General features: G+C 51.8%; 20 protein-coding genes. 8 read left to right on the top strand and 12 right to left on the bottom strand.

Features of this window, described 5'->3' with window-relative positions:
- Window positions 1-29: 29 nt before the first annotated feature.
- Together J5A66_RS04790 and J5A66_RS04785 are read right to left on the bottom strand one after the other, a co-directional pair.
- Entirely contained in the window at window positions 30-623 is a 594-nt protein-coding gene (locus J5A66_RS04790) for a response regulator transcription factor (RefSeq protein WP_211791326.1), read from the bottom strand.
- A gap of 32 nt (window positions 624-655) precedes the next feature.
- Entirely contained in the window at window positions 656-1,612 is a 957-nt protein-coding gene (locus J5A66_RS04785; protein ID WP_211791325.1) for a helix-turn-helix transcriptional regulator, read from the bottom strand.
- A gap of 639 nt (window positions 1,613-2,251) precedes the next feature.
- Between J5A66_RS04785 and J5A66_RS04780 the strand changes: the two genes are divergently transcribed.
- The 4 genes from J5A66_RS04780 to ccsA all read left to right on the top strand — a co-directional run bounded on the left by J5A66_RS04780 (window position 2,252) and on the right by ccsA (window position 9,009).
- The gene (locus tag J5A66_RS04780) at window positions 2,252-3,556 is read left to right on the top strand and encodes a hypothetical protein (protein ID WP_211791324.1); all 1,305 of its coding nucleotides are present in this window, start codon (window positions 2,252-2,254) and stop codon (window positions 3,554-3,556) included.
- Window positions 3,557-3,613: 57 nt separating this feature from the next.
- On the top strand, window positions 3,614-4,915 hold the full coding sequence (locus tag J5A66_RS04775) for an imelysin family protein (RefSeq protein WP_211791323.1): 1,302 nt from the start codon (window positions 3,614-3,616) through the stop codon (window positions 4,913-4,915).
- A gap of 98 nt (window positions 4,916-5,013) precedes the next feature.
- Window positions 5,014-6,723 carry a di-heme oxidoredictase family protein gene (locus tag J5A66_RS04770; RefSeq protein ID WP_211791322.1) on the top strand — a complete coding sequence of 570 codons (1,710 nt, stop codon included), beginning with the start codon at window positions 5,014-5,016 and terminating at the stop codon, window positions 6,721-6,723.
- Window positions 6,724-6,780: 57 nt separating this feature from the next.
- On the top strand, window positions 6,781-9,009 hold the full coding sequence (gene ccsA, locus J5A66_RS04765; RefSeq protein ID WP_211791321.1) for a cytochrome c biogenesis protein CcsA: 2,229 nt from the start codon (window positions 6,781-6,783) through the stop codon (window positions 9,007-9,009).
- 895 nt (window positions 9,010-9,904) lie between these two features.
- Here the strand turns inward: ccsA and J5A66_RS04760 are convergent.
- Together J5A66_RS04760 and J5A66_RS04755 are read right to left on the bottom strand one after the other, a co-directional pair.
- Entirely contained in the window at window positions 9,905-10,792 is an 888-nt protein-coding gene (locus J5A66_RS04760; RefSeq protein WP_211791320.1) for a glycoside hydrolase family 25 protein, read from the bottom strand.
- A 145-nt stretch (window positions 10,793-10,937) separates the two neighbouring features.
- Window positions 10,938-12,578 carry a diphosphate--fructose-6-phosphate 1-phosphotransferase gene (locus J5A66_RS04755; RefSeq protein ID WP_211791319.1) on the bottom strand — a complete coding sequence of 547 codons (1,641 nt, stop codon included), beginning with the start codon at window positions 12,576-12,578 and terminating at the stop codon, window positions 10,938-10,940.
- A gap of 312 nt (window positions 12,579-12,890) precedes the next feature.
- Here J5A66_RS04755 and J5A66_RS04750 point away from each other — a divergent pair, with 312 nt between their 5' ends.
- Genes J5A66_RS04750 through J5A66_RS04735 form a run of 4 tightly spaced genes read left to right on the top strand, consistent with a single transcriptional unit; the run spans window position 12,891 to window position 15,995 of the window.
- Entirely contained in the window at window positions 12,891-13,160 is a 270-nt protein-coding gene (locus J5A66_RS04750) for a hypothetical protein (RefSeq protein WP_211791318.1), read from the top strand.
- A gap of 15 nt (window positions 13,161-13,175) precedes the next feature.
- A complete protein-coding gene (locus tag J5A66_RS04745) occupies window positions 13,176-13,730 on the top strand; it encodes a 1-acyl-sn-glycerol-3-phosphate acyltransferase (protein WP_211791317.1) in 555 nt (184 codons plus the stop codon).
- An 18-nt stretch (window positions 13,731-13,748) separates the two neighbouring features.
- The gene (locus J5A66_RS04740) at window positions 13,749-14,060 is read left to right on the top strand and encodes a hypothetical protein (protein ID WP_211791316.1); all 312 of its coding nucleotides are present in this window, start codon (window positions 13,749-13,751) and stop codon (window positions 14,058-14,060) included.
- Between the two features lie 27 nt (window positions 14,061-14,087).
- Window positions 14,088-15,995 carry a YgiQ family radical SAM protein gene (locus tag J5A66_RS04735; protein ID WP_211791315.1) on the top strand — a complete coding sequence of 636 codons (1,908 nt, stop codon included), beginning with the start codon at window positions 14,088-14,090 and terminating at the stop codon, window positions 15,993-15,995.
- 180 nt (window positions 15,996-16,175) lie between these two features.
- On the opposite strand, the gene J5A66_RS04730 is transcribed toward J5A66_RS04735, so the two are convergent.
- The 8 genes from J5A66_RS04730 to J5A66_RS04695 all read right to left on the bottom strand — a co-directional run bounded on the left by J5A66_RS04730 (window position 16,176) and on the right by J5A66_RS04695 (window position 25,963).
- Window positions 16,176-17,291 (bottom strand): DUF6261 family protein, encoded by a 1,116-nt coding sequence (locus tag J5A66_RS04730; protein ID WP_211791314.1) that lies wholly within the window; start codon window positions 17,289-17,291, stop codon window positions 16,176-16,178.
- 358 nt (window positions 17,292-17,649) lie between these two features.
- Window positions 17,650-19,404, bottom strand: coding sequence for a hypothetical protein (locus J5A66_RS04725; RefSeq protein ID WP_211791313.1), 1,755 nt, complete (start codon window positions 19,402-19,404; stop codon window positions 17,650-17,652).
- 18 nt (window positions 19,405-19,422) lie between these two features.
- Window positions 19,423-19,662 (bottom strand): hypothetical protein, encoded by a 240-nt coding sequence (locus tag J5A66_RS04720; RefSeq protein ID WP_211791516.1) that lies wholly within the window; start codon window positions 19,660-19,662, stop codon window positions 19,423-19,425.
- Between the two features lie 552 nt (window positions 19,663-20,214).
- Entirely contained in the window at window positions 20,215-20,655 is a 441-nt protein-coding gene (gene rpiB, locus J5A66_RS04715) for a ribose 5-phosphate isomerase B (protein ID WP_211791312.1), read from the bottom strand.
- Between the two features lie 36 nt (window positions 20,656-20,691).
- The gene (locus tag J5A66_RS04710; protein WP_211791311.1) at window positions 20,692-22,713 is read right to left on the bottom strand and encodes a transketolase; all 2,022 of its coding nucleotides are present in this window, start codon (window positions 22,711-22,713) and stop codon (window positions 20,692-20,694) included.
- Window positions 22,714-22,817: 104 nt separating this feature from the next.
- Window positions 22,818-24,383, bottom strand: coding sequence for a peptide chain release factor 3 (locus tag J5A66_RS04705; RefSeq protein ID WP_211791432.1), 1,566 nt, complete (start codon window positions 24,381-24,383; stop codon window positions 22,818-22,820).
- A gap of 87 nt (window positions 24,384-24,470) precedes the next feature.
- Window positions 24,471-25,319, bottom strand: coding sequence for a dTDP-4-dehydrorhamnose reductase (gene rfbD / locus J5A66_RS04700; RefSeq protein ID WP_211791310.1), 849 nt, complete (start codon window positions 25,317-25,319; stop codon window positions 24,471-24,473).
- 95 nt (window positions 25,320-25,414) lie between these two features.
- Window positions 25,415-25,963, bottom strand: a complete 549-nt coding sequence (locus J5A66_RS04695; RefSeq protein ID WP_211791309.1) for a DUF4924 family protein — start codon at window positions 25,961-25,963, stop codon at window positions 25,415-25,417.
- Between the last annotated feature and the right edge of the window lie 64 nt (window positions 25,964-26,027).

Raw genomic sequence — 26,027 nt, 5'->3', positions numbered from 1 at the left:
AACAGCCGTCTGCCCTCCTTTTTCCTTTCTTAAATCTTATTGATGTCCACATATCCATGCATCACAGCATAGATGGTGAGTGCCGATACGCTGCGCATGCCCAACTTATCCATTATATTTTTGCGGTGTGTAATCACCGTTGTGAGCCCGATGTTGAGCCGATCGGCAATCTCTTTGTTGATATAGCCCTGCACGATGAGGGCGAGCACCTCTATTTCTCTGTCAGAAAGAATCTTCATTTCCAACGCCCGCGGCATGGGCGGAAGGTTTCTGCCGTGTGCATGAGCATATTGTTCGAGTTGAAGAAGCGACCGAACCAGCTCTTTTTCAGGAACATTAATACACAAACTGTTGAAGCCCGACATCTGACTAACCGGCTCTGTCGAGGCTGTCAGCACGATTGTTTTGTTCTTTCGTTCTACGAAGAAACTGCGATTTTGCAACACAATGCTCGTAGCCACAAAATAATGGAAAAACACATCCGGGGAGTTTTCCTCCAGATCGGCGAACGAATGGAAGATTTCCACCTGCACAATGGGCATGACATTCTGCAAGATGCCTTTCAGTCCGAGCGATGAAAGCGTATTGCTATCTATGATGGCGATGCGTGGACGTTCGCCCATTCTTTTGTTCTGTTCCTCCATTGGTGGCATTTCTACAGGTTAACGGCAGAAATATCTACAAGATTATTGACGATCGCATAGATGGTAAGCCCCGCCGGCGAGTGGATTTGCAGCTTTCGGGCGATGTTGCGTCGATGGGTGATAACCGTGTTGATCGAGATACAAAGATGGTCGGCAATTTCCTTATTGGTCATTCCCTGCACCAGACTGATGATCACTTCCTTCTCCCGATCGCTGAGATTATCGACATTGTCCGAGCTCTGGCTAATCATATTTGATATTTTCACCGACACATCGTTCTGTTTCGACTTAGCTTCAAGACGTCTAATCGCCGGTACAAAAATCTCATCCTCCACCTGTCCGTGGTGCAACAGCCACTCCTCATTGTTGTAAATATCGTAGAGCACGGAGGTGAGCTGATTGTTATGCAGACCATCCGATGGCAGATATTTAATAATGATGTTTTTCAATTCACGCAATTTCACATCCGTTTGTCCATGATGTTTCGAGAAAGTTTCGATGTCGTAATTGCCCTGCGCCTTGTTATTAAGCAGCGAGTCGACGTAGGGGAACACCATTTTCTCTTCATATTGCATATGCGACCGTATGCTATGGGCATACTCATCATAGAGTTTCAGGATGAGCCGGGCCAAATTATCATTCTCGTCGAGTGCGGCCACCAATGCTTTTCGCATGAAAGGCAGTTGAAAATCAAGAAAATAGGCATGACTGGCCTTGAGATATTTGATGAGTGTAGGGATGGAAAGGCGGTCGGCATCGTCATAATCTCGATAGCCATTGATAGCAAAATTCACCACAGCCAAGAAGGTATAGGTGTCCACATTTTGGTCTTGGCACACATCTCTCACCGTTTTGTCGCCGAAACCCAAGCTGATGCCGAAAGCACTCAGCGTCTGAAGTATGCTATAATTGTCCCTAATGAGCAGAATCATCTTGTCATCAGGTTCATACATTTTATGATTTTTCATACCTTCATTACCTATTTGTAGTTATAGAAGTCTGTAATCAGCATGCAAAGTAATAAAAAAAAAGCGAACTGGGCAATAATTAGTATTAGGTATTTTCGGGAGAAACGGCATCAGAAAAACGAAAAAGGAACAAACCTCATCCTACCTTTTATATATAGGGGGAGCTTCAACGGCAGCATTATCCGCCGACCATTTCCTCACGCTCTCTGCACAACGGTTTTCCATTCTCTTAGCTTTTGTCATTCATTCTCTTAGCTTTCGGCCCGCGTTTTCTTAGCTTTTGCACAGCGTTTTCTTAGCTTTTGAAAATCCGCGTGTAACGTCTTGATTTTCAATTACGTAAAAACGTCATCAGAAAAACAGACGCTTGCCTGCGAAAACACATCATACCTATATGTAATGAAAGCATAATTACCCACTTTTAAGTATTGTTTACTCCAACAAAAGCCCATAATTTTGCAGGCGAAAAATAGGGAAGTGTGGTGATGATTGCAACTCTTGATCGTCAAGGATTTGGTTATCCCCAATTCAATTCTTAACAATTCACACCGGACATTGAAGGCAAGAACGTAACCAGAAATCCACACTTCCTCTTTCAACTATCGATAGATAAAGTCAAAACAGCGTGAAGAAAAATCTATGAACAAGTCGATTGTATGCCTTCTAATAGGGGCATTGAGTGGCTCGTTGCCTGCTTCGGCGCAGGTGAATGCGGCAGACAGCGTGATGAATCATGCAAAAGGAAATCGCCTGAGCTTAGGCGGATACGGTGAGGTGGCCTATTCGCGCCACTTCTACAGTGATAATCAATATCGTTATAAAAAGCCCAACCTGTATAAAAACGACCCCAGCAACGGGCGTTTCGACATCCCGCATGCCGTCATCTATCTGGGCTACGACTTCGGGAAAGGCTGGAAGCTGGGCACAGAAATAGAATTTGAGCACACCGGGACGGGAAGTGCCGTGGAAATGGAAGGCGATGAGGGCGGAGAATATGAGAAAGAGATAGAGAAAGGCGGAGAGGTGGAACTGGAACAGTTCTGGATTCAGAAAACGTTTGCCCCATGGGCCAACATCAAACTGGGCCATTTTGTAGTGCCCGTGGGCCTGAACAATGCGCACCACGAGCCTCTTAACTTCTTCACCGTTTATCGGCCAGAGGGTGAAAACACCATCCTGCCCAGCACGTGGCACGACACGGGCATCAGTTTTTGGGGACGTTACAAGGCTTTCAGATACGAATTGCAAATCGTTGCCGGACTGAATGCCCTGCTTTTCAGTCGCGACGGATGGGTGCACTCGGGCAGCGGGTCGCCTTTCGAATACAAGCCGGCCAACAAATATGGGTTTGCCCTGCGCATCGACAACTACAGTCTGCCTGGGCTGCGCTTAGGACTGAGCGGCTATACCGGACAAGCCATGCACAACACTTCGCCCAACGAGATGGAAGGAAAGGGCAAAATCTATGATAAGACGAGGGCGATGGTCTACATCGGATCGTTCGACTTTACCTATAACCGGCATAATTGGATTGTACGCGGACAGGCCGACCTGGGTTATATCTCGGGTACGACCAAGCTGAACAATGCCAAAATCAACATGCACAAAAACTCTCCTTACAACCGTAGCTACGTGGGCAAGAATGCTTATGCCGTGGGCGTGGAGGCGGGCTACGACCTCTTCTCACAGTTTGCCCGGTTGCGCGCAAGTCGACAGAAGTTTTATCTCTTCGGCAGATACGAGGCCTACGACTCGTATGTCAAAGAGAAGAGTCAGCCCACTTACAACTATACCGCACGGCAATGTATGTCTGTGGGTGTGAATTATTATCCTCTTCCGCAGATTGTTATCAAAGCCAATTATTCCAAACGTTTCTTCAAGAGCGGCTATAACAACGAGCCGGGCATCCATCTCGGCATCGCCTATGAGGGTTTCTTCTTGTAAACAAAGGGGATTCGACAAAAATTTTATATTCAACAATCATATAATTAGAAAGAGCAGATGAACAGATTTTTCAACTATGCCTTGGCTTTGGCCATGGTAGGAACCTTGTCTGCCGGATTCGTTTCGTGCAGCGAGGACGACGAAACGCCGGTAGAGACGACGAAAGAACGTCATTTACAGGCCCTTAGCACCACCTATGTGAACGATGTTGTGACCAAAACCTATAGCAACTTGGCCAACGAAGCCGAGAAGCTCTACAACTTGATTGCGGTTTTGAAGACCAAGGTAAACGCCGGAACGGCTGTCACACAGGGCGAGGTTGATGCCATTTGTACTTCTTACAAAACGGCACGCAGCCACTGGGAAGAGAGCGAAGCTTGGCTCTACGGGGCTGCCAGCGACTATGAAATTGACCCGAGCATCGACTCATGGCCTCTCGAAGTGAAGGCATTGGCGGAAGACTTGACCAATGCTACCAAGATGGCGGCTATCTCGAACACCACCGGTGCCGAATACATCAAGGCCATTTCAGACCTGGCAAAAGAGAATCGCGGCTTCCACGGACTGGAGTTTATCTTCTTCCGCAATGGTAGCAACCGCCTGGCTAAGTACTTTAGCAAGACAGAACTGGAAGATGATGCCGAGTTTGCCGGCAAACACATCACCGGTGAGCAAGAGATGGCCTTCGCTATGGCCACAGCAGCCTATCTGCGCGACCGCTGTTACCAACTGGAAGTGGCTTGGTTGGGCGACAAAGCTCCGGCCGCTCACAAGGCTCGCGTGGCTGAATGTGAGAAGGTAGACCCCGAAGCTTTCGGTACAAAGCAAAAGGTCAATGGTCAATATTACGGACAGAACATGCTGGCTGCCGGTCAGGGAGATGCCAAGAGTACCTATAAGACGTGGAGAAACGTGGTGGAAGATATTCTGGTGTCGGGCTGTTCGAAGATTTGTTCGGAAGTGGCCGACCAGAAAATGGGCCAGGCTTATCGCTCGGCAACGGGAACGGCTAAACCGGACGACGACCCCAACTACATCGAGTCGCCTTATAGCTACAATTCGTTCACCGACTTCTACGGCAATATCATGAGCATTCAGAATGCGCTCTACGGCAATATCAACAAGAGCACCTATGAGAGCAACTCGATTATGGCTTATCTCAACATCCATAACAAGACCTTAGCCACGGATCTTCAGGCCAAACTCACAGCTGCACTCGCCGCTTTGAAAGCTTGTCAGAACAGTGGTACGCCTTTCGTTAAAAATCCCGGAGCTCCGGTTGTAAAGACAGCGATGGACAAAATCGGCGAACTGGACGAAATGCTCAACACTGCAGCCAGTCAGATTACTAAGAACTGATTTTATTTTCTCTCTACAAAGTTGTGCCATGATTGCAAAAATCATCGGCACAACTTTGACGTATGAAGAAGTGTGTGACTCATCAAAAAAGAACAAGAATGAAAAGTATCAATGTTAGAAGTCTACTCTTTGGCGGTATGGCTCTTGCCATGCTGTCGGTTTCGTGTTCGAAAGACGACGACATCGAGGTGCTCGACCAAGACGATTATAAATACGTGGGACAGGCCGTCGGCAACTTCTCGGCCGACGAATGGTATCCCGGCGGCGAGTTAGGAACGACCCAAAACACCGGCAGCACTTGTTATCAGGACAACACACCAGCCATCGAGAAGGCCGATTTGGACAACGCTTTCAACAAGGGCGAATATATGTTTGAGCATTACTTTACGGAGTTCAGCCCCACACCCATCCTCCGCGGCCTCGGTCCGGCTTATGTTCGGTCTACCTGCATCGATTGTCATCCGGGCTACGGACATGGCAAACGGGTAGACAACTACCGTGCGCGGCATCGCGGCAATGGCTATCTCCTCGTCATTTATCATCCCACGGGTGGGGCCAACAGCAACGACGGGCCCTACATTTCCGAGGTGACGGGTATGCCACAGACCCAAGCCACGTCGCCATTTCTTCCGCCGGTAGACGAGTCGGGCATCAGTATCGAGTGGAAAAAGGTAACGGCCATGGAGAGCGGACTGCCTCTTACCTTCCCCGACGGCGAGCCTTATGAACTCATCTACCCCGAAGTAAACATCGATATCTCCGCCTTCAACACTTATCCCAAACCCTCCAATCTGGCTTTCCGCCTCGAGTCTACGATCGGACTCTATGGAACGGGACTTCTCGATGCTATTCCGCAGGATTCTATCAAGAAGCAATACCAGCACGAAGCCCGCTTCCTTGACCTCAATCCCGGCATGTGGGACAAGGCGAAGAACGACTGGGCGGGCGATCCTAACTTAGGACGCTCCAACGGAGCCTGGTATCGGCTGGCCGATGGAACGATGCGTGTCAAGCGATTTACCTATGCCATGACCCGTGCTTCGCTCCAAGATGGCCCCGGAGCGAATGCCATGTGGAATATCACTAATGTGAGTCGCTCCGACCGTCCCTATCTCTACACCACCACAGCCTGGGCTGAAGCGATGTCGCGAACGGCCAGCGTGATTGACGCCATTAAGAAAAACCCTGCTTCGCCCTATTATGCCGACGGAACGGAGACGGGTATTGCTCAGGCCGTCAGAACGCTGCTCGACCCGAAAACCCATCAGTTCAACAACGCCTACCACAACTTCAAACCCGAGATGACCGACAACAACTTCTGGCAATACATGGTGTGGCATCGCGGACTGGCTGTGGCTCGTGCCCGCGACCTGCACAATCCCGTCGTTCAACGTGGTAAACAAGTGTTCATGGCCATTGGTTGTGCTCACTGCCATCGCCCCAAATGGCAGACCGGCAGCGACGACTACTGGGCCCCGAAGGCCATCGTAGACCATAACCTCAGTCTGCCCCGCTATCCCTTCCAAACCATCTATCCCTACACCGACCTCGTACAGCACCGCCTGCGGATGAAAAACGACATCCACGGTTCCTGGTGCCGCACGACACCGCTTTGGGGACGTGGACTATCCGTCAAGAATACCGGAGCAGAAGACCGAATGCACGACTGCCGCGCACGCAACGAAATCGAAGCCATCATGTGGCATGCCTACAGCAAGGAGGGTGATGCCTACCGCTCGGCCGAACGATTCTATCACCTCAAAAAGGCCGATCGCGACGCTCTCGTCAAATTCCTCCGCGCCATTTGATTTTCCTAATCGGGTCGATTTCCTTTCCTCCTGAATTCTCTTTCGTTTCTAAATAAGATGAAACTCAAAATCCTGCTCATCGCCACTTATTTGCTGCTCATACTGGTGATGGCCGCCGCCACCATTATCGAGAAATACTGTGGCACGGCCTATGTGTCTGAAACTATCTACGGCAGCCTTTGGTTTGCACTGCTTTGGGCTCTGCTGGCCGCAGGAGGTGCAACGTTTATCCTGCGCAGCAAGATGCGGCGATGGAATGTAGGGTTGCTCCATCTCTCGCTACTCGTTATCCTGATCGGAGCCGCTCTCACGCGTCTCACAGCCTACACCGGATCTCTTCATCTGAGAGAGGGACAAACCACCCGCACTTTCCTCCACAAACAGAACGGGGAGAAGGGCTGGTTGCCCTTCAGTGTGCGACTCAATCGGTTTCGCGTGGCCTTTCACGAGGGTACAGAGGCGGCCGCCGACTACGAATCGGATCTCACCCTCCAGGCTAACGATCAGCAGAAAACGGGACGCGTGTCGATGAACCGCATCCTCACCTTCCACGGCGTGCGTCTTTATCAGAGTTCTTTCGACGCCGACCGCCACGGATGTACCTTCGCTGTGAATGCCGACCCGTATGGCATCCCTGTCACCTATGCGGGCTATCTGATGCTCTTTATCGCCTTCGCCGCCGTGCTTTTCGACCCACGCGGCACATTCCGCCGCCTGCTCAGAAGCAGAAGCCTCGGTTCGGCCCTTCTTTTCGTTCTGCTCCTTATCCCGACAACGGGAATCGCGGCCGCCCCCACTCTACCCAAAGAGCAAGCCGAACGGTTCGGCCGGATCTACGTCAACTACAATCATCGCATCTGTCCGCTACAAACGCTCGCCATCGATTTCACTCGAAAGCTCTGCGGAAGTTCCTCCTACAAGGGCTATACACCCGAACAAGTGCTACTGGGTTTCATCTTTTGGGGCAACAACTGGGGTAACGAACCTCTCATCCGCGTCAAACGCGGCGAACTGCGCGAGGCGCTCCACCTGAGCAACCGCGCCTCGACAAACGATTTCTTCTCGATGGGCAGCTATCGTCTCGCCACACCTGTCGAAGAGTTCTATGGCGGGGCGCAGGACGGCTTTCATCAACAAGCGGCCGATCTCGACGACCGCATCCGCCTCATTCTCGAATTGCGTCGCGGAACGCTACTCAAAGTCTTTCCTCATCGACAGGCAGACGGCCGACTGAAATGGTATGCCCCCACGGAGAAATTACCCGCCTCGGTCGATTCGCTCCATCAGCTCTACATCCGACAACTCTTCAGCATCCTCAACCGCGACGTGCAACGCAACGACCTGGACCACTTCGACGATCTCGTTCTCGGACTGCGAAAATATCAAATCGTCAACGGACGAGAGTCGTTACCCTCGCCTATCCAGACTCGCGCCGAGCGTCTTTACAACAGCCTCCCCTTCGTCACTCTCCTTTTCATCTTCAACCTCACGCTCGCCCTTCTCCTGCTCCTCCGCCTCATCTATCGACTCAGTCGGCACCCCTCCGCCATCCCATCCGACCCATCCCGATGGATCAACCGCGCAGGTGGTGCATTCATGGCCCTGTCGTGGGTTGTGTTGAGTCTTGTCTTAGGACTGAGATGGATTGTCTCGGGCAGCATCCCTCTCTCCAACGGCTATGAAACGATGCTCTCCGTGGCCTGGTTTGTCCAGCTACTCGCCCTCGGTCTGCATCGAAGAGTTCCCATTGTGCTTCTGTTCGGATTTCTGTTGAGCGGCTTCTTCCTTCTGGTGAGCCACATCAGCCGAATGGATCCGGCCATCAGCCACCTCATGCCCGTGCTCAACAGTCCGCTGCTCAGCATCCACGTCAGCATCATCATGATGAGCTATGCCCTCCTCTCCCTCACTTTTATCTGCGGACTCACAGCCCTACTGCTCCATCAGTTCAGCAAGTCGGCACCCGCTCTGCACACACAGCTCCAAGCCCTGCACGTTCTCTCGCGTCTCTTCCTCTATCCCGCCCTTGCCACGCTGGCTCTGGGCATCTTCGTGGGAGCCGTTTGGGCCAATATCAGTTGGGGACAATACTGGAGTTGGGACCCCAAAGAAGTGTGGGCCCTCATCACGCTGATGGTCTATTCGGTGGCCGTACACACCCATTCCCTCCCCCGATTGCATCGCCCCTTGGTCTATCATCTCTACATGGTCGTGGCCTTTCTCACGGTGTTGATGACCTATTTTGGGGTGAACTATTTTCTCGGCGGAATGCACAGTTATGCCTAATATACAACCGTTCGACAGGCCATCGAGAAGAATAAAAACGGTGTGTGTTCCCACACAATTTTGAATTCGGAAAAAAGCACCATAAAAAGTTTGGAGAACAACAAAAAAAGGTTATCTTTGCAAGCGTTATCCTGAAAACAATCTTTTTACCTTAGAAGAGAACTAATACCTATTGAAGCTCTGAAGCGATTGTCTGTGAAGACCGTCGCTTTTTTTATTTCCTCACACGAAAAACAAACTACGGAATGTTCTTTGATGCCGCTGAGTCGCTCAAAACCGCTGCGGAGACAAAAATGGCGTTACTGAGCCGCTCAAAAACGCCGCGGAGACAAAAATGAGGCTACTGAGCCGCTCAAAACGGCCGCGGAGACAAAAATGGTGCTACTGAGCCGCTCAAAAACGCCGCGGAGACAAAAATGATGCTACTGAGCGGCTCAAAACCATCGCGGAGACAAAAATGGTGCTACTGAGCGGCTCAAAACTGCCGCGGAGACAAAAATGATGCTACTGAGCGACTCAAAACCATCGCGGAGACAAAAATGATGCTACTGAGCCGCTCAAAACCATCGCGGAGACAAAAATGAGGCTACTGAGCGGCTCAAAAACACCGCGGAGACAAAAATGAGGCTACTGTACCCTACAAAACCATCGCGGAGACCAAAATGATGCTACTGTACCCTACAAAACCATCGCGGAGGCTAAAATGGCGTTACTGTACCCTACAAAACCATCGCGGAGACCAAAATGGCGTTATTGTACCCTACAAAACCATCGCGGAGACCAAAATGGCGTTACTGTACCCTACAAAACCATCGCGGAGACCAAAATGGCGTTACTGTACCCTACAGTGACACCACGAAAATAAAAAAATGATGAAATTCTGCCGCAGAGCGATTCAATCGTCAAAGGCGCGCTCGGAACCGATGGTAAGTTTTTTCAGTTCGTAGAACGATCCGTTGTAAATATTCAAATCGACATAACCCTTGATGCCATCGAGCCTACCGGCATCAGTGTGTTGCCAGAATCGCCACTTGCCTTTGTATTCCACCTTTTCGACGTAATAATGGGCTATCCAATAGGGATAATCATCGAAAACAGGCGCACTGAGGTATTTCTCCTTGAATTTATAATAGGTGTAGATGATGGGCTTGACGTGGTATTTATCCTCCACGATGTGAAGCCAGGTGAGAACGTCACGTTGAAAATCTTCTACCGACCGATTTTTGGGCATGTGTTCGATGTCGAGCACAGGGGGCAGGTCGCCTTTTTCCAGATGCACCTGCCGCAGAAAGAACTGGGCTTGCTTTCGGGCCGACGACCGGTTGCTCCAAAAGTGATAGGCTCCGCGGATGAATCCGTATTCGCGGGCCTGGTAGAAGTTGTCGTTGAAATTATCGTCTAAGGCCGAGGCTCCTTCGGTAGATTTGACGATGATAAAACGCAGGGGATAGCCATCGATGGAGGCTTCGCGGAGCTTGTCCCAGTCGATGTCGCCCTGATAGTGCGAGATGTCGATGCCGTGAATGGTGTATCCGTCGGGATAGTTGGCATCGCCGTAGAGCGCGCGCCAACGAAAGCCGGTGGGACCCACAAAAAAGGAATAGAACACCCACAGATAGAGCCCCGTCACACCGATGCCGCCTAACCACCAGGCCCAACGACGCGGGGTGCGCAGAAATCGGGGCAGGAGGAAGTCGTAATAGTGGGTGTGACGACTCGAGCGGCGGCTTTTTACTCTGGCTCGGGAGGGTCGTCTTGGGGTTCTGGCTTGGTTCTTTGTCATATCTCTTTCGTCGGAGTCGGAATGGGTCGTTCGGCAGAACAGGATCTTTACCGGCAGGACATCAAAAAAAATCTGTGAGCAACCGCCTTTTTCCTACGCCGAAGGAGACGCGGGCGGTGTCTCACAGATTTTCTTTTACGAGGGATTATTCTTGTTCGAGTGCGAGGGTGCGAGTGGGCTGATCGCATACTTCACTCGGGCCCCAGTACTGTATCGGACCGGGATAGATATAGCAGGTGTTCTTGGCCCATTCGTCGCGATGAGCGGCAAAGGTTTTGAAGGGTTTGCCATCGAGTTCTACCAACGCCTTTCGGATAACGGGTTTCATCTCGCCGTTGCGCCGTTCCATATTCATCATCATCGTGATGGGCACGCCGCCGGCTTTCCAGTTGTCGGTGCTGGCGGTGGTATTCTTCACGATGGCCATGTAACCGGTTTTGCCGCTGGCGATGAGCAGAGCGGCACTGGTTCCGAGGGCGTAGCAGTAGTCGGCGTCGAAGTTAGAGGGGGCGGCGCAACGACCTTCGTAACCGAAGAAGTGGTGCTGAGCGGCAAACTTTCCGTCGAATCGTCCCTCTGCAGCCCATGCGGCGAGCTTGGCGTCGACCATCTCGGAGATGAGCTTCTCGGTCTCGATGAGCGAAACCTGAACGTTGCCGTGCGGGTCGCGGTCGAGCGAGAGTTGTCGGGCTACGCTTTCGGGCAGCGTTTCGAAGGTAGCACGGTTTTCCGAACTCAGGTGCTCCATGATGTAGCTGCGCTGCGCATCCTTGTCCAGGTCTTTATAGTCGGCTCCGTGAGCAGCCAGGAGGTCGTTGAGTTCTTGAATGAGCCGGCCAATGGCGGGCACGAATTCGATGAGACCCTCGGGAATGAGCACCACGCCGAAGTTCTGTCCCTCTTTTGCACGATGGGCTACGGCCGATGCGATGTTTTCGACGATGTCGTTGAGGGTTTGATCTTTAGCCTGAACTTCTTCCGAGATGATGCAGATATTGGGTTGTGTTTGCAGAGCGCATTCCAGAGCGATGTGCGAGGCAGAACGGCCCATGAGTTTAACGAAGTGCCAGTATTTGCGGGCCGAATTACAGTCGCGTTCGATGTTGCCGATGAGCTCGCTGTAGGTTTTCGTGGCCGTATCGAAGCCGAAGGAGGTTTCGATTTGGTCGTTCTTGAGGTCGCCGTCGATGGTCTTGGGACAACCGATCACTTGCACACCGTAGTTCTTGGCGGCATAATATTCGGCCAAGACGCAAGCGTTGGTATTGGAGTCGTCGCCGCCGATGATGACGATGGCCCGGATATCGAGTTGGCGAATAATTTCGAGCCCTTTTTCAAACTGCTCGGTCGTCTCGAGCTTGGTGCGTCCGCTACCGATCATGTCGAATCCACCGGTGTTGCGATAGTCGTCGAGGAAGTCGGCCGTAATTTCGATATAGTTGTGATCCACGAGTCCGCCGGGCCCCATGAGGAATCCGTACAAACGGTTGTCGGGGTTGAGCCGTTTCACCTGGTCGAAGAGTCCGGAGATGACGTTATGTCCGCCGGGAGCCTGTCCGCCGCTCAGAATGATGCCCACGTTGATGGCTTTAGTCGGGGTTTCGTTGCCCGGAACAAATTCCACAAGCGGCATGCCGTATGTATGGGGGAAGAGTTTTTTGATTTCTTCTTGATTGTCTACACTCTGTGTGGGGGCACCTTCACTGGCCTTAACTGCACCTTGAAGTGCTTTCGGAAGTTTGGGTTGGTAGGAAGCTCTCGCTTTCTGCAATGCACTTTTTTCCATTTCGTTCTAAATTGTTTTGTATGTTCTGATAAAAATATATCCTGTTGTTGACAAGCGTTTTTTCTGCTGCAAAAGTACCACTTTTAAGGCAGATTCTGAAAGAAAAGGGCGATAAAGTGTATGAGACAATCGACTTCTCCCCCACCCGAATCGGGCGAAGGAAATGAGGCTTTTGAAACTTTTTTACGCCAAATGATGGGTCGTATCATTATTTTGCCTATCTTTGAAGTGGGATGACTCGCTCCGGGCAGTCTTCCTCCACGTCAAGACTCTATGTTAAACGGGCTCGAAGGCCCATCAAAAAAAGGTATTATGAATAAAAGACAGTTGAAGAGAAATTTGAACCACGTCTGTTCCGACCTCTTTGCAGAAGGCGTATCGGTGTCTCTCTATTCCAATCTTTCCAATCAAGAGAACATCAAAGCCCTATTGGCATCCATCATCACTATTCAGAGCGATTTTATTCGCAGAATCTCGCATCCCGAACCGGGCATCGATGCCAAACGCTACTACAGGCATCTGATAAAAGAGTTCAACACTGCCGTCTCTGAAGTGATCGACCATATTGCACACATCCAGTAAAGAGAGACAAGAAGAATGTTGAGACGATTTTGCAGATGGATGCTCTATAAACAGATGGGATGGACGAAAAACATCACCGTGGAACATCCCCCGAAATACATCATCTGTCTGGCACCACACACAAGCAACTGGGACTTTCTCATCGGGTTGCTTTTTTCGAGAGCCGAAGGGATAACAAGTCATTTTCTCATGAAAAAAGAATGGTTCTTCTGGCCATTAGGCCCGATCTTCAGAAGCCTCGGCGGCATTCCCGTATGGCGTAGCCGACAAACGAGCATGACCGACCTCTTGGCCGACCAAGCCCGCAAAGCCTCCGAGTTTCATCTCTGCGTGACACCCGAGGGAACCCGTTCGCTCAATCCCGACTGGAAAAAGGGCTTCTATTTTATTGCCCAGAAGGCCGAAATCCCCATTCTGCTCTACGGATTGGATTATCAAAGCAAACGGATTGAATGCACCCGACAAATCGTCCCCACCGGAAACGTGGAAGACGATCTCCGGGAAATCAAACGCTACTTCAAATCCTTCACCGGGAAAAATCCCCACCTGTTCACCACCGGGGAAGTTTAATCACAAACAAACAAAAACATGTATAAGATTCAAGCCAACAGCTCCGGAACAAGGAGCATCGAGGTGAGCGAAAACCATCTCGAGACAATTGAGAAATACGCCCTACTGAAAAACCTCATCGACAGCAACGGCATCATAGACGAAGACGTCTTAGACAAACTCAAGTGCAACATCCGCTCACTGCTCGAGTCGGACGGCGGTAAAGACAAAAATCTGCTCGACCTTTGTCTCGACGTCATCTACAACAGCAACATGAAAGCATACGGGCTCCATCAGCTGGCCCTACTTCTGATCGACTGGAAAACGAAGACGCAAGAAGAAGACAAGTAAGAAAAGGAATCAGCTAAAAAGAAGGCTTTGAAAGACTACAGACTATCCGATTTTCTGCCCACCACCAAGAAAGAATGCCAACTGAGAGGATGGGAACAATTAGACGTCATTCTCTTCTCGGGCGATGCCTACGTAGACCATCCCTCGTTCGGAGCGGCCGTCATCGGGCGATGTCTCGAGGCTGCGGGCTATAAGGTGGCCATCGTGCCGCAACCCGACTGGCACGGCGACTTCCGCGACTTCAAAAAGCTGGGCCGCCCACGGCTCTTCTTCGGCGTCTCCCCTGGCTGCATGGACTCGATGGTCAACAAATACACCGCTAACAAGCGACTTCGGTCGGAAGACGCCTACAGTCCCGACGGCCGACACGACTGCCGCCCCGACTATCCCTCCGTCGTCTACACCCAGATTCTCAAAAGCCTCTTCCCCGACGTGCCCGTCGTCCTCGGCGGAATCGAAGCCTCCATGCGCCGCCTCACCCACTACGACTACTGGCAAGACCGCGTGCGCCGCTGCATCCTCTGCGACTCCGGGGCCGACATCATCCTCTACGGCATGGGTGAGAAATCCATTCTGCAACTCTGCACCGCCATTGCTGCCGGCCGATCCATCGACAGCATCCACGACATTCCGCAAACCGTCTTCCTCGTCGACCAAGACAACGTGCCCGGCGGAATCGGCCAGCAAGACATCCTTCTCCACAGCCACGAAGAATGCCTGCGCAACAAAAAAGCCCAAGCCGACAACTTCCGCCACATCGAAGAAGAAGCCAACAAAGTGCACGCCCAACGACTGCTCCAAGCCGTAGACCGCCGATACGTCGTCGTCAATCCCCCCTACCCCGTGCTCACCACCGCCGAGCTCGACGCCACCTTCGACCTGCCCTACACCCGCCTGCCCCATCCCAAATACAAAGACAAGCGCATCCCGGCCTACGAGATGATCAAATTCTCGGTCAACCTGCACCAAGGCTGTTTCGGCGGCTGTTCCTTCTGCACCATCTCGGCCCATCAAGGCAAATTCGTCGTATGTCGGTCGAAAGAAAGCATCCTGCGCGAGGTGAAACAAGTCATCCAGATGCCCAACTTCAAGGGCTATCTCTCCGACCTTGGCGGCCCCTCGGCCAACATGTACGGCATGGCCGGCCGCAACAAGCGCGCCTGCGAAGTATGCAAACGCCCCTCGTGCATCAACCCTGACATCTGCCCCAATCTCAACACCGATCACTCCTCCCTGCTCGACATCTACCGTTCCGTCGACGCCTTGCCCGGCATCAAGAAAAGTTTCATCGGCAGCGGCGTGCGCTACGACCTCCTCCTGCACAAAAGTCGAGACGAACGCACCAATCAGGCCGCCCAGGAATACACCCGCGAACTGATACGCCATCACGTCAGCGGTCGTCTCAAGGTGGCCCCCGAGCACACCAGCGACGAAGTGCTCCGTCAGATGCGCAAGCCCAGCTTCAGTCAGTTCGAAGCCTTCAAGCGCATCTTCGACCGCATCAACCAGTCCGAAAATCTGCGCCAGCAAATCATCCCCTACTTCATGAGCAGCCACCCCGGCTGTCGCGAAGAAGACATGGCCCAACTGGCCGTGCACACCAAGCGGCTCGACTTCCACCTCGAACAGATACAAGACTTCACCCCCACGCCCATGACCGTGAGCACCGAAGCCTGGTACACCGGCTACGACCCCTACACCCTCCAGCCCGTGTTCAGTGCCAAATCGCCTCGCGACAAAAACGCCCAACGCCAATTCTTCTTCTGGTACAAACCCGAAGAGCGTCCCTCCATCGAACGCGAGCTACGCCGAATCGGCCGCCCCGAGCTCATCAAAGAACTCTACCCAAACGCCACCCCCTCGTTCTCCGTCAAAAGAAAAGCCCCCAGTCCCTCTCCCCCGACAAAGGGGAAGCGCAAAAAGAAATCCAATTGAGAATCGACCATTGAGAACGAGGTCCATAGAGAATCAACAAAAAAGAGAACCGATACACGCGTCGTATCGGTTCTCTTTTTTTCATGCAGTTGACGAGGAAGTTACCCTCCTGCCAACTCGTCAATCAAAAAGCAAATCTACTCGTTAACTTGTCAACTTGTTAACTCGTCAACTGTTTAGCTAGCCCCCCCACGGCGCGAGCGTTCCGTCGGCGCGGAGTGTGGCCCAGGTCCACACCTTTGTGCGACTGTTGTAGAACTTAAAGCGGCGATCTTTGCCCGTGCCCACCACTTCGCGGGCGAAGGAGAGAGAGCCGGGACGATCCCCAATCTCTTTCTCAAAGGCGGGGATGAGCGGAGTGAGCATCTTTTCTATTTCGTCCAGTTCTTTTTCCTTCTCGGGATCCTTTCCGGGATCTTTGCCAGGATCGGGCGTCTTTCCGCCACCACCAGGATTGCCGCCAGGATTTTTTCCGCCGTCATCGGGCTTTTTACCGCCGCCGGGATTACCTCCGCCAGGATTGCCACCCGGTTTTTTGCCGTCGCCGGGATGTTTTTTCTTTTGGGCATCGCTGGACTTATGACTGGCTTTAAAGTCGGCCGTAATTTTATTCATCTCCGCGGCCAGCGAGTAGATCAGCAGCCGATCGGCCTCGACGGTAGAGAAGAGGTAGCTGCCCTGAATGTGCTGAACGACGAACTCGAGCGCCTCGTCCGTTTTGGGGCGAATGGCCGTGGCGCTGGGCCGTTTGGCCTCGACGGCCTCATGCCGGCGAGTGGCTCCCAGCTGTTCAAACTCGGCGTTCACCGTGCGCAGCTGCGAGAGCACGGCCGTGAGCCCCAGTGTGGTGAGGTCGGCGGTGCATTTCTTGGCATCTTCAAACATCCCGGCGATGTGTCCGCTTTCGGCCTCGAGGGCCTCGTTCTGGATGCCGGCGTAGGGCTTGAAAATCACTTCCGCGCGCTGGGCAGCCTCTTGCACAGCAGCCACGGGCGAGAGTTTCTGGATGCGAATCACGCCGAAGAAGTTCGTCAGCAGCCGGTCGCGCTCGGCATCGAGTTTCACCAGCCGAGCGGTGTGCACCGATTGCGTGGCCTCTTTGTTGAGTTCCACCTCCTGGTCGATGGCCTCGCGCCATTCTGCCAGTACGGCGTCCGTCAGTTTGAGCTTCTCTTTGTCTACCGCCACCACCTGGTCGTAGAGCCGACGGTGGTACTGCATGTGAACAACGTTAGAAAACCGGGCCATGTAGCCCACATCTACCCGAATTGATCGGGGTAATGATTTTTTTGTCATAGCTTAAATGTTTTTTAGTTAGTAATAGGTTTTTGATATAAATAGTCTGTCTGCACGACGGCAGACAGACCTTTTTTTGCTTTTCAAGTGTCGCTGAACAGTTCAGTAGCCCCATTTTGGTCTCCGCGGCCGTTTTGAACAGTTCAGTAGCACCATTTTGGCCTCCGCGGCCGTTCTGAACAGTTCAGTAGCACCATTTTGGTCTCCGCGGCCGTTCTGAACAGTTCAGTAGCCCCATTTTGGTCTCCGCGGCCGTTCTGAACAGTTCAGTAGCCCCATTTTGGTCTCCGCGGCCGTTTTGAACAGTTCAGTAGCCCCACTTTGGTCTCCGCGGCCGTTCTGAACAGTTCAGTAGCCCTTAGAAGTGTACCCAAGGCCACACATATACATTGGGCGCATCTTTTTTTAATGCTTTGGCTCCAAACCTCTCTCCATTTAGGGATCCGGAGAACGGCGTTCGGCTAAATTCTACGGCGATGGGAGAATAATCGTCCATGGTGGAGTAAGCGGGTTTTTCTGCTGCTGTAGAAGATGTCCAGAGATAGACGTTTTCTGGCAGGCCTTGAAGGGCATCAAGCATTTTTATAACGGAGTTGGCTGGTTGCCAGCTCACTGTCCAATCGTGATTACTAGGAGAACCGGACCGTCCCCATTCGTCCACAGACATTCCTCCACCTCCATCGGTAAAGAGTCTCATATATAGATTGAAAATTTCACCGAAAGCCGGGATATACCATTTGCCGATGTTGCTTGTAGATACACCAGGATGAAAATGCCCAGCCCAATAAAAGGCGGGATATTGGGTAGCCTCGGTGGCACGCACTTTTCCGTCGGTGGTGACGGTGGGGGCGGCAGACCAAGTTAGGTCGTATCCGTTTGTCTCGTCAAGAGAAGATGGTGACCGTGGATTGGTCATATATCCGTTTGCGTTGGCATGCACAACCGTATTGCGTTTCCCATCTGCCACTCCGGCTGCCACTAAGTCTTCCCATTTGTGGCCGTTTTGTGCAACGATGGCAGGGTCTGCATGGCTGGTCGTTAAGGCAGCGGCAGTGCCCTCGCGGGTGTTGGTCTTCTCGACGGTGACAAGACCGATAGGCGTGCGCGAACCTTTTTCGGCCAAGATGCCATTAGAACCATCCTGAAAAAGATAAAGCAACGGCACTTGTTTGAGCACGATGGTGTACGACTTGTTGGGCGCAAAAGTGATCGAGGTAAAATAAAAAGCAAACTTGCTGGCATCTATTCCGGTATAAATCTCGCCAGTCCCATTGCCATTGATGTATTCACTATTGGTACCCTCCTGAACGTAAAAATAGTCGGTGTAAAACGAATTGGCTTTTACCCATTTGTTGTCTTTCCCTGCGGGTGTGGAAGAAAGGGGAAGCTGATTCGTTATAGATGCTCCTGTTGTTGAGGAAACCTTTGTGCCTTTAACATCATACTCCGTTGTTTTTGGAGCAAGAGGAGTGCCACTAAGAGCAACTTTCACATTGTTGGTCGACTCGGTATAAGCAATGTATTTAAACCGTACACGGGCGGCCAAATGCTTCATCGTGAACGATACGTGGCGGTCGGCACTGCTAACGGTCTTGGTGGTTTTGCCCAGCATGGGGCTCTTCGTGCTATTGACAACAACGAGAGAGTTGCCATTATCAACTACACCCTCGCTGATGCACACAAAGGTGTAGGTGCCGGCGGGCAACTCGAGTTTCGAACCGGTATCGGCCACAAACGTGCCGCTGGCGTTCACCTCGCCCGTGAGCGTTTTGTCGGTGCCGGTGATACGGTTGCCGCTGCCGTCGAGTGCATAGATAGAATAGCGGCCTTGGCTGATGGGGTTGGCGCGCGTTTCGGGCTCGCTGTCTTCTTCAATGGTGATGGTGGTGCGAAGGCCGTCGCCCAGGTCCACTTCTTGCGGTTGTGTCTGGGCCGCCATGGCCCGCGAGGCGGGCTTCGAGGTTTCAAACTTCTCTTCGGTCAGCGTAAAGGTAGCGTCGCTGCCTAAGCTGATCAAGGGCGCATTGCTCGGTGTTGGCTCGTCGTCGTGGCTACATGCCGAAAGAGCTATGCCCAATAGGACAAAACACAGGGGTTGAAATATCTTTTTCATCTCGTTTTCTTTTTTATATTACCAATCAAGACGCATATAAGAGTTGTAATTATCATCATAGGAACTTCTAATCTCTTCATCCTCTTCCCATTCTTCTTCGGTGGAATTCTCGGCACGATGGCGAACGCTGGTAATGCCGAGCACATCTTCCGTTTCAAGAGGAATCACGTTGCACTGCGGCGGGATGTAGGGCAGGCCACCCGCTTGCCATTGGGCTGCCCATTGGCTTGCAGCCCGTTGTTGTTCTTGTCTGTTCATAATTCTCTAATATTTAAAAGGTGAAAAATCGGCGTTGTTTCTCTTTCCGCCCCTTGGCTCATAGGCACGAAAAAAGAAGCAAAGGCCACTCCGAAGAGCCCTTTGCTAATGGGGGTTGCGCTCGCTTCGCGCGCGCGTAAGAGAAAGCTAAAAAGTCTTACACTACAATAGGTGCGAACATTGTGTGTGTGTGTGTGTGTGTGTGTGTGTGTGTGTGTGTGTGTGTGTGTGTGTGTGTAAGGTAGCGAAAATATCCGACACTACCAAACAACGGGCGTTAAAAGATGCAGAAAAGTTCGCCCTTTTCTGCTCTCCGTTCTGCCGATATGTCAACACATTTTGTTTCACGGGGGCAAAGGTAAGGGTTTTCAGCGGAATAAACAAACTTTTCAGGCACAAAGCCCGAAAGGCCCGTTTCGAAGGTTCACCAGCAGGCATACCGGCAGGCGACATCAAAAGAGAGGAGACATCAAAAGAGAGGAGACGGCCCCCGCGGTTGTGGGAACCTCTCCTCTCTCCTTCTTTTTGAAAGTCCTGCGGCAAAGGCGGGGCTTATTTCACAGGGATTTTGTTCACCCGGTTCTGGTGGCGCCCACCTTCGAAGGTGGTTTTGAAAAACTCGTCGAGAATGCCGCGGGCGGTGTTGTTGTCTACAAATCGGCCGGGCATGACGAGCACGTTGGCGTCGTTGTGCTGGCGGATGAGGTGGGCTATCTCCCGATTCCAAGCCAGTCCGGCGCGCACGCCCTGGTGTTTGTTCAGCGTCATGGCAATGCCTTCTCCGCTACCGCAAATGCCGATGCCGGGATACACTTCGTCACTCTCGATGCCCTGGGCCAAGGCGTGGGCAAAGTCGGGATAGTCGCAACTCTGATCGCTGTAGGTGCCGTAATCTTTATAGGCGTAGCCACGCTCTTCAAGATATTGCAGAACGTACTGTTTGAGGGGAAATCCTGCGTGATCGCAAGCAATTCCGATGGTTTTTACTTCCATACTTGTGATTGATAAAAGGGTGAAACGATTTATCGATTAGTCTTCTGCCAGGAAGGCTTTTACCTGCGCATAAACGTTTTCGGCGGTGAACCCGAATTTCTCGTCGAGCACTTTGAAGGGGGCCGAGTGGCCGAAATGTTCCAATCCGAATACACGCCCGTTGCTGCCCACGAGGCTCTCGAGGGTGACAGGCAGTCCGGCGGTGAGCCCGAAGATTTTCGCTCCCCGCGGGAGAATCTGCTCCTGATATTCTTTACTCTGCCGACGGAAGAGGCCTTCGGAGGGCACACTGACGATGCGCACACGCAGGTGGTCTTTACGCAGGAGTTCGGCTCCGGCCTCGAGGGTTGCCACTTCTGAACCCGAAGCCAAGAGGATGACGTCGAAGCGTTCGTCGCTGCCGGCCACGATATAGGCTCCACGGCGCGCCTGGGTGTAGTCGGTCTCGGGGTGCAGGTTCTTCACGTTCTGCCGCGAGAGAATCAAGGCCGTCGGGGTGCTCATGTTCTCCATCGCCATCTGCCAACATACAGTGGTCTCGTTGACATCGGCAGGACGGAACACACGCACGGAGTCTTCGCCCTGATGGTTCTGCAATTTCTCCATCAGTCGGATTTGCGCTTCTTGTTCTACAGGCTGATGCGTTGGTCCATCTTCACCTACGCGGAAGGCGTCGTGCGACCAAACAAACTTAATCGGTACCCGCATCAGGGCGGCCATGCGAATGGCGGGCTTCATGTAGTCGGAGAAAACGAAGAAGGTGCCGCAGGCCGGAATGATACCGCCATGCAGGTACATGCCGATGCACATGCAGGCCATGGTGAGCTCGCTGACACCGGCTTGGAGGAAGGCTCCGGAGAAGTCGGACCGGCGGATGTCATGGGTTTTGTTGAGAAATCCGTCGGTTCGGTCGCTGTTGGAGAGGTCGGCCGAAGAACAAATCATGTTCTCTACCTGCTCGGCCAGCACACCCAAACATGCCGCAGACCCTACACGCGTGGCGGCATCGGCCTTCTGGGTCAGCGCACTCCAATCCACCTGCGGGGCTTTTCCGCTGAACCATTCTCGCATCTGTGCCGCCCGATCGGGATTCTCACTGGCCCAGGCCTGCTCGGCGGCATGCCGATGGGCAACGATTTCTTTGAGTTCTTCTCTACGTCGGGCGTAGAGTTGCTCCACCTCGGGGAAGATGACAAAGGGGTTGTCGGGATTTCCGCCGATATGGAGAATGGTCTTCACATAGGCTTCACCACCGAGCGGTGCTCCGTGCGTGCCGATGTGATGTTCGAAGCTCGAACCGTCGGCCCGAAGTGCACCCTTTCCCATCACGGTGTTGCCGATAATGAGTGTTGGGCGTTGCTGCTCTTGCTGTGCCTGATGCAGGGCTTGACGAATCTCGTCGGCATCGTTACCATCGATGGTGAGTACTTTCCAACCCCACGCCTCATATTTGGCAGCGGTGTCTTCGGCTGTCACTACGCCACACTCGGTAGAGAGTTGTATGTCGTTGGAATCGTAGAACATGATGATGTTGTCGAGCCCAAGAGCTCCGGCCAGTCGACCCACTCCCTGGGATATTTCTTCTTGCACGCCGCCGTCGGATATATATATATATATGGTGTGCTGCATCATCGTGCGACCGAGTTTCGTTTCGAGATATTTCTCAGCTATCGCAGCTCCTGCACCATAGGCATGGCCTTGCCCTAAGGGACCCGAGGTATTTTCGATGCCGCGGGTTATATCTCGTTCGGGATGGCCGGGCGTGGGCGAACCCCACTGACGGAAGTCTTTCAGTTCGTCGAGCGTAAACCGTCCTTGCAATGCTAAGGCCGAATAGAGCATGGGCGACATATGTCCCGGATCGAGAAAAAAGCGATCGCGTCCTTCCCAAGTGGGGTTTTCGGGATCATAAATCAGAAATTCGGAGAAGAGCACATTGATAAAGTCGGCTCCTCCCATGGCTCCGCCGGGATGTCCCGATTTTGCTTTTTCTACCATCGATGCCGCGAGGATTCGAATATTATCCGCAGCCAGGTTCATCAGTTTTTTGTCGTTCATTGTGCTTGGTTTTTAGTTGTTGAGGGATGTATCTATGGATTCTTTTCTCGTCATGGCAATGCTCAAGCCAACTGGGCATTGCTCATTTTATTGATTGGAATCGTTCAAAATTCGCTGGTGAAATGGAATCGGATGTGTTCGAAGTCCTGCTGAGCCATGCTTAGAACATAACCTGAGTCGGCCAAGAAGACATCTCGTCCTTCACGATCTTTCGCCATATACTGATATTTGCGTTTTTTGAAGTTGTCGAGTTCCTGTTGATTGTCCGATTCTATCCAGCAGGCTTTGTGGAGGTGTACGGGCTCCCAGCGACATTTGGCGTTATACTCGTTTTGCAAGCGGTATTCGATGACTTCAAACTGAAGTTGTCCTACAGTACCGATGATTTTCCGACCGTTGAACTGATTGACGAAAAGTTGTGCCACACCTTCATCCATAAGTTGCTCAATGCCTTTGTTGAGTTGTTTGGACTTCATCGGATCGTCGTTTTCGATGTATTTAAACATCTCGGGTGAGAAGGAAGGCAGTCCGCGGAAGTGAAGTTGTTCACCATCGGTGAGTGTGTCGCCGATTTTAAAAGTGCCGTTGTCGGGCAGACCAATGATGTCGCCAGGATAAGCCTCGTCGATGGTACTTTTCCGCTGGGCCATGAATTGTGTCGGACTGCTGAAGCGTAACGTCTTCCCCTGTCGCACGTGCAGGTAGGGTTGATTGCGTTCGAATCGCCCGGAACACACCTTACAGAAAGCGATGCAAGAGCGGTGATTGGGATCGATATTGGCGGTAATTTTGAAGATGAACCCCGTGAACTTCGTTTCCTCGGGCATTACAAGTCGTTCTTCAGCCTGAGTGGGACGTGGACTGGGGGCGATCTTTACGAAACAATTCAGCAATTCCTGAACGCCAAAGTTGTTCAGCGCGCTACCAAAGAACACGGGAGCCACCTGGGCCGTGCGATAGGTTTCAACATCAAACTCGGGATAAACACCTTCCACGAGTTCCAGATCTTCGCGCAATTTGGCAGCATCAGCCTCGCCAATATAATGGGATAGTGCAGCACTGTCTACACGCACCTCCACCTTCTCCGTCACTCGTTGCTTATCGGGTGTGAAAAGATCGAGCCGATCTTCATATATATTGAACACACCCTTGAATCGGGATCCTTGGTTAATGGGCCACGAGAGGGGGCGAACCTTAATTTGTAGCTCCTCCTCAAGTTCATCGAGTAGATCGAAAGGGTCGCGCCCCTCGCGGTCCATCTTATTGATAAAGATGATCACGGGCGTATTTCTCATTCGACACACCTCCATAAGTTTCCGAGTTTGCGTCTCGACACCTTTCGCTCCGTCCACCACAATGATGGCCGAGTCTACGGCTGTAAGTGTGCGGTAGGTATCTTCAGCAAAATCCTGGTGTCCCGGTGTATCGAGAATATTGACTTTGTAGCCTTCATAATCGAACTCCATCACCGAGGTAGAGACTGAGATACCGCGTTGTTTCTCGATATCCATCCAGTCAGACGTGGCTGTCTTCCTTATTTTATTGCTTTTCACAGCTCCTGCCACCTGAATCTGTCCGCCAAAGAGCAAGAATTTCTCGGTGAGTGTTGTCTTTCCCGCATCGGGGTGCGAAATGATGGCAAAGGTGCGTCTTCTTTCTATTTCGTTCATCATTTTGTTATTTTATACCCGTTGACAATGTCAATAGCAAAAACACTTCGCATTTTGTCATCCGGATATCAACTCTTTTCAGAGGGATTACATCTCGGCGAGACACTCGCACAAGGATTCTTCCCAATGAGGTATCTTAATACCGTAGGTGGTTTTAATCTTCGTTTTATCGAGCACGCTGTAGGCCGGACGCCGGGCGGGAGTAGGATATTCGGCCGTGTGCAACGGACTGACACGGCAGGTATTGATACCCGCAAGGCGGTGAATACTTTTGGCAAAGTCGAACCAACTGGCCACACCTTCATTCGAAAAGTGATAGACGCCTGCACGGATGCCAGCTTCTATCATTGTGAAGATAGCGCGGGCAAGGTCGCGGGCGTAAGTGGGCGTACCGATTTGATCGAAAATCACACCCAGTTCCTTCCGCTCACGTCCCAAGCGCAACATCGTTTTTACGAAGTTATTGCCAAACCGACTATAGAGCCAGGCCGTGCGAACAATGGCTGAACGAGAGCAAAACCGCTGTACAGCCAATTCACCGGCCAGCTTCGTATCGCCGTAAACGCTATTGGGACAGGGCGTGTCGGTCTCTATATAGGGTATGTGGTGAGTTCCATCGAAGACATAGTCTGTCGAAATCTGCACCATCCATCCATTTCTTTTGGCCACGGCTGCGGCCAAATAGGCAGGGGCTTCAGCGTTGAGGGCGGTGCAGAGCTGAGGATTGCTTTCGGCTTGGTCTACAGCAGTGTAGGCGGCACAGTTCACAATGCCGTCTATTTCATGGGTAGACACAAATTGTTCGACATCCGATTGACGGGTGATGTCAAGCTCGGAAACGTCGGTATTGAACCAACGGTGTTGCGTATTTTCAGTCTGCAACCGCTGCATTTCATTGCCCAGCTGTCCGTTGCAACCTGTTATCAAGATATTCATTGTACGTATATTTTTGTAGATGGATGGAAAGATGGGTTATTGATGCGACTTGCATGAAGAGAATCCGACGATCAAGACATCGGCGGTTCACTACTTCAATCGTCCTCAAAGTTCAATCCCTCGGTTTTATCTTTGAGATAATAGTCAGAGAGCATTCCAACAAACGTGGTGATTTCTTTGATGGCATGCGTCGTATCGGGAGTAACCGGCTGCCCCTTCAGCCGAAGCAACATCACACCATAGAGCGCATCCAGGCAAGTTTCTATCTCGCTTATCTCCTTACGGCCTTTGTTCCGTAGTTCCACAATGAAAGGCAGAACCTTATAATATTCGGCATTGTAGAAAGGGAATGTCGAACTTTGCAACAATCGGTTGTGCAGTTCGGTAAGATCTTGCACCAGAATTCGATTGATTTGCAGATGCCCTTTCTCTCGGCATCCCTCGCTGTTGATCATCCGGACGAGATTACCATACCAGTCGGTTAGTTCCTCTTTCTGTTCGTCGGTGTAGTCGAACCGCGAAACATACTCTTTCTTAATGCGTTGCAGCGAGCAGTCGTAAGCCCTGACAAGATCTTCCACCTGCCACATATATAAGAGGTATTCGGCAATACTTTTCTTTCTGAGTTCTTGAGCGATATACATATCTTTTAATGTTTTGTGGTCTGCCTCCGCAATAAAACGGTAAGAGAAACCGCCGCCGAGACCG

Source organism: Prevotella sp. oral taxon 475 (genome assembly GCF_018127805.1).
In the GTDB taxonomy this organism is placed as follows: domain Bacteria; phylum Bacteroidota; class Bacteroidia; order Bacteroidales; family Bacteroidaceae; genus Prevotella.
This window is presented reverse-complemented; position numbering and strand designations above follow the sequence as displayed.

Coding starts and splice junctions, on each gene's coding strand:
- J5A66_RS04710 (WP_211791311.1), bottom strand. CDS start 22,713: ATGAACGACAAAAAACTGATGAACCTGGCTGCGGATAATATTCGAATC.
- J5A66_RS04760 (WP_211791320.1), bottom strand. CDS start 10,792: ATGACAAAGAACCAAGCCAGAACCCCAAGACGACCCTCCCGAGCCAGA.
- J5A66_RS04745 (WP_211791317.1), top strand. CDS start 13,176: ATGTTGAGACGATTTTGCAGATGGATGCTCTATAAACAGATGGGATGG.
- J5A66_RS04785 (WP_211791325.1), bottom strand. CDS start 1,612: ATGAAAAATCATAAAATGTATGAACCTGATGACAAGATGATTCTGCTC.
- J5A66_RS04775 (WP_211791323.1), top strand. CDS start 3,614: ATGAACAGATTTTTCAACTATGCCTTGGCTTTGGCCATGGTAGGAACC.
- ccsA (WP_211791321.1), top strand. CDS start 6,781: ATGAAACTCAAAATCCTGCTCATCGCCACTTATTTGCTGCTCATACTG.
- J5A66_RS04770 (WP_211791322.1), top strand. CDS start 5,014: ATGAAAAGTATCAATGTTAGAAGTCTACTCTTTGGCGGTATGGCTCTT.
- J5A66_RS04730 (WP_211791314.1), bottom strand. CDS start 17,291: ATGACAAAAAAATCATTACCCCGATCAATTCGGGTAGATGTGGGCTAC.
- J5A66_RS04790 (WP_211791326.1), bottom strand. CDS start 623: ATGGGCGAACGTCCACGCATCGCCATCATAGATAGCAATACGCTTTCA.
- J5A66_RS04720 (WP_211791516.1), bottom strand. CDS start 19,662: ATGAACAGACAAGAACAACAACGGGCTGCAAGCCAATGGGCAGCCCAA.
- J5A66_RS04705 (WP_211791432.1), bottom strand. CDS start 24,383: ATGAACGAAATAGAAAGAAGACGCACCTTTGCCATCATTTCGCACCCC.
- J5A66_RS04725 (WP_211791313.1), bottom strand. CDS start 19,404: ATGAAAAAGATATTTCAACCCCTGTGTTTTGTCCTATTGGGCATAGCT.
- rfbD (WP_211791310.1), bottom strand. CDS start 25,319: ATGAATATCTTGATAACAGGTTGCAACGGACAGCTGGGCAATGAAATG.
- J5A66_RS04755 (WP_211791319.1), bottom strand. CDS start 12,578: ATGGAAAAAAGTGCATTGCAGAAAGCGAGAGCTTCCTACCAACCCAAA.
- J5A66_RS04740 (WP_211791316.1), top strand. CDS start 13,749: ATGTATAAGATTCAAGCCAACAGCTCCGGAACAAGGAGCATCGAGGTG.
- J5A66_RS04780 (WP_211791324.1), top strand. CDS start 2,252: ATGAACAAGTCGATTGTATGCCTTCTAATAGGGGCATTGAGTGGCTCG.
- rpiB (WP_211791312.1), bottom strand. CDS start 20,655: ATGGAAGTAAAAACCATCGGAATTGCTTGCGATCACGCAGGATTTCCC.
- J5A66_RS04695 (WP_211791309.1), bottom strand. CDS start 25,963: ATGTATATCGCTCAAGAACTCAGAAAGAAAAGTATTGCCGAATACCTC.
- J5A66_RS04750 (WP_211791318.1), top strand. CDS start 12,891: ATGAATAAAAGACAGTTGAAGAGAAATTTGAACCACGTCTGTTCCGAC.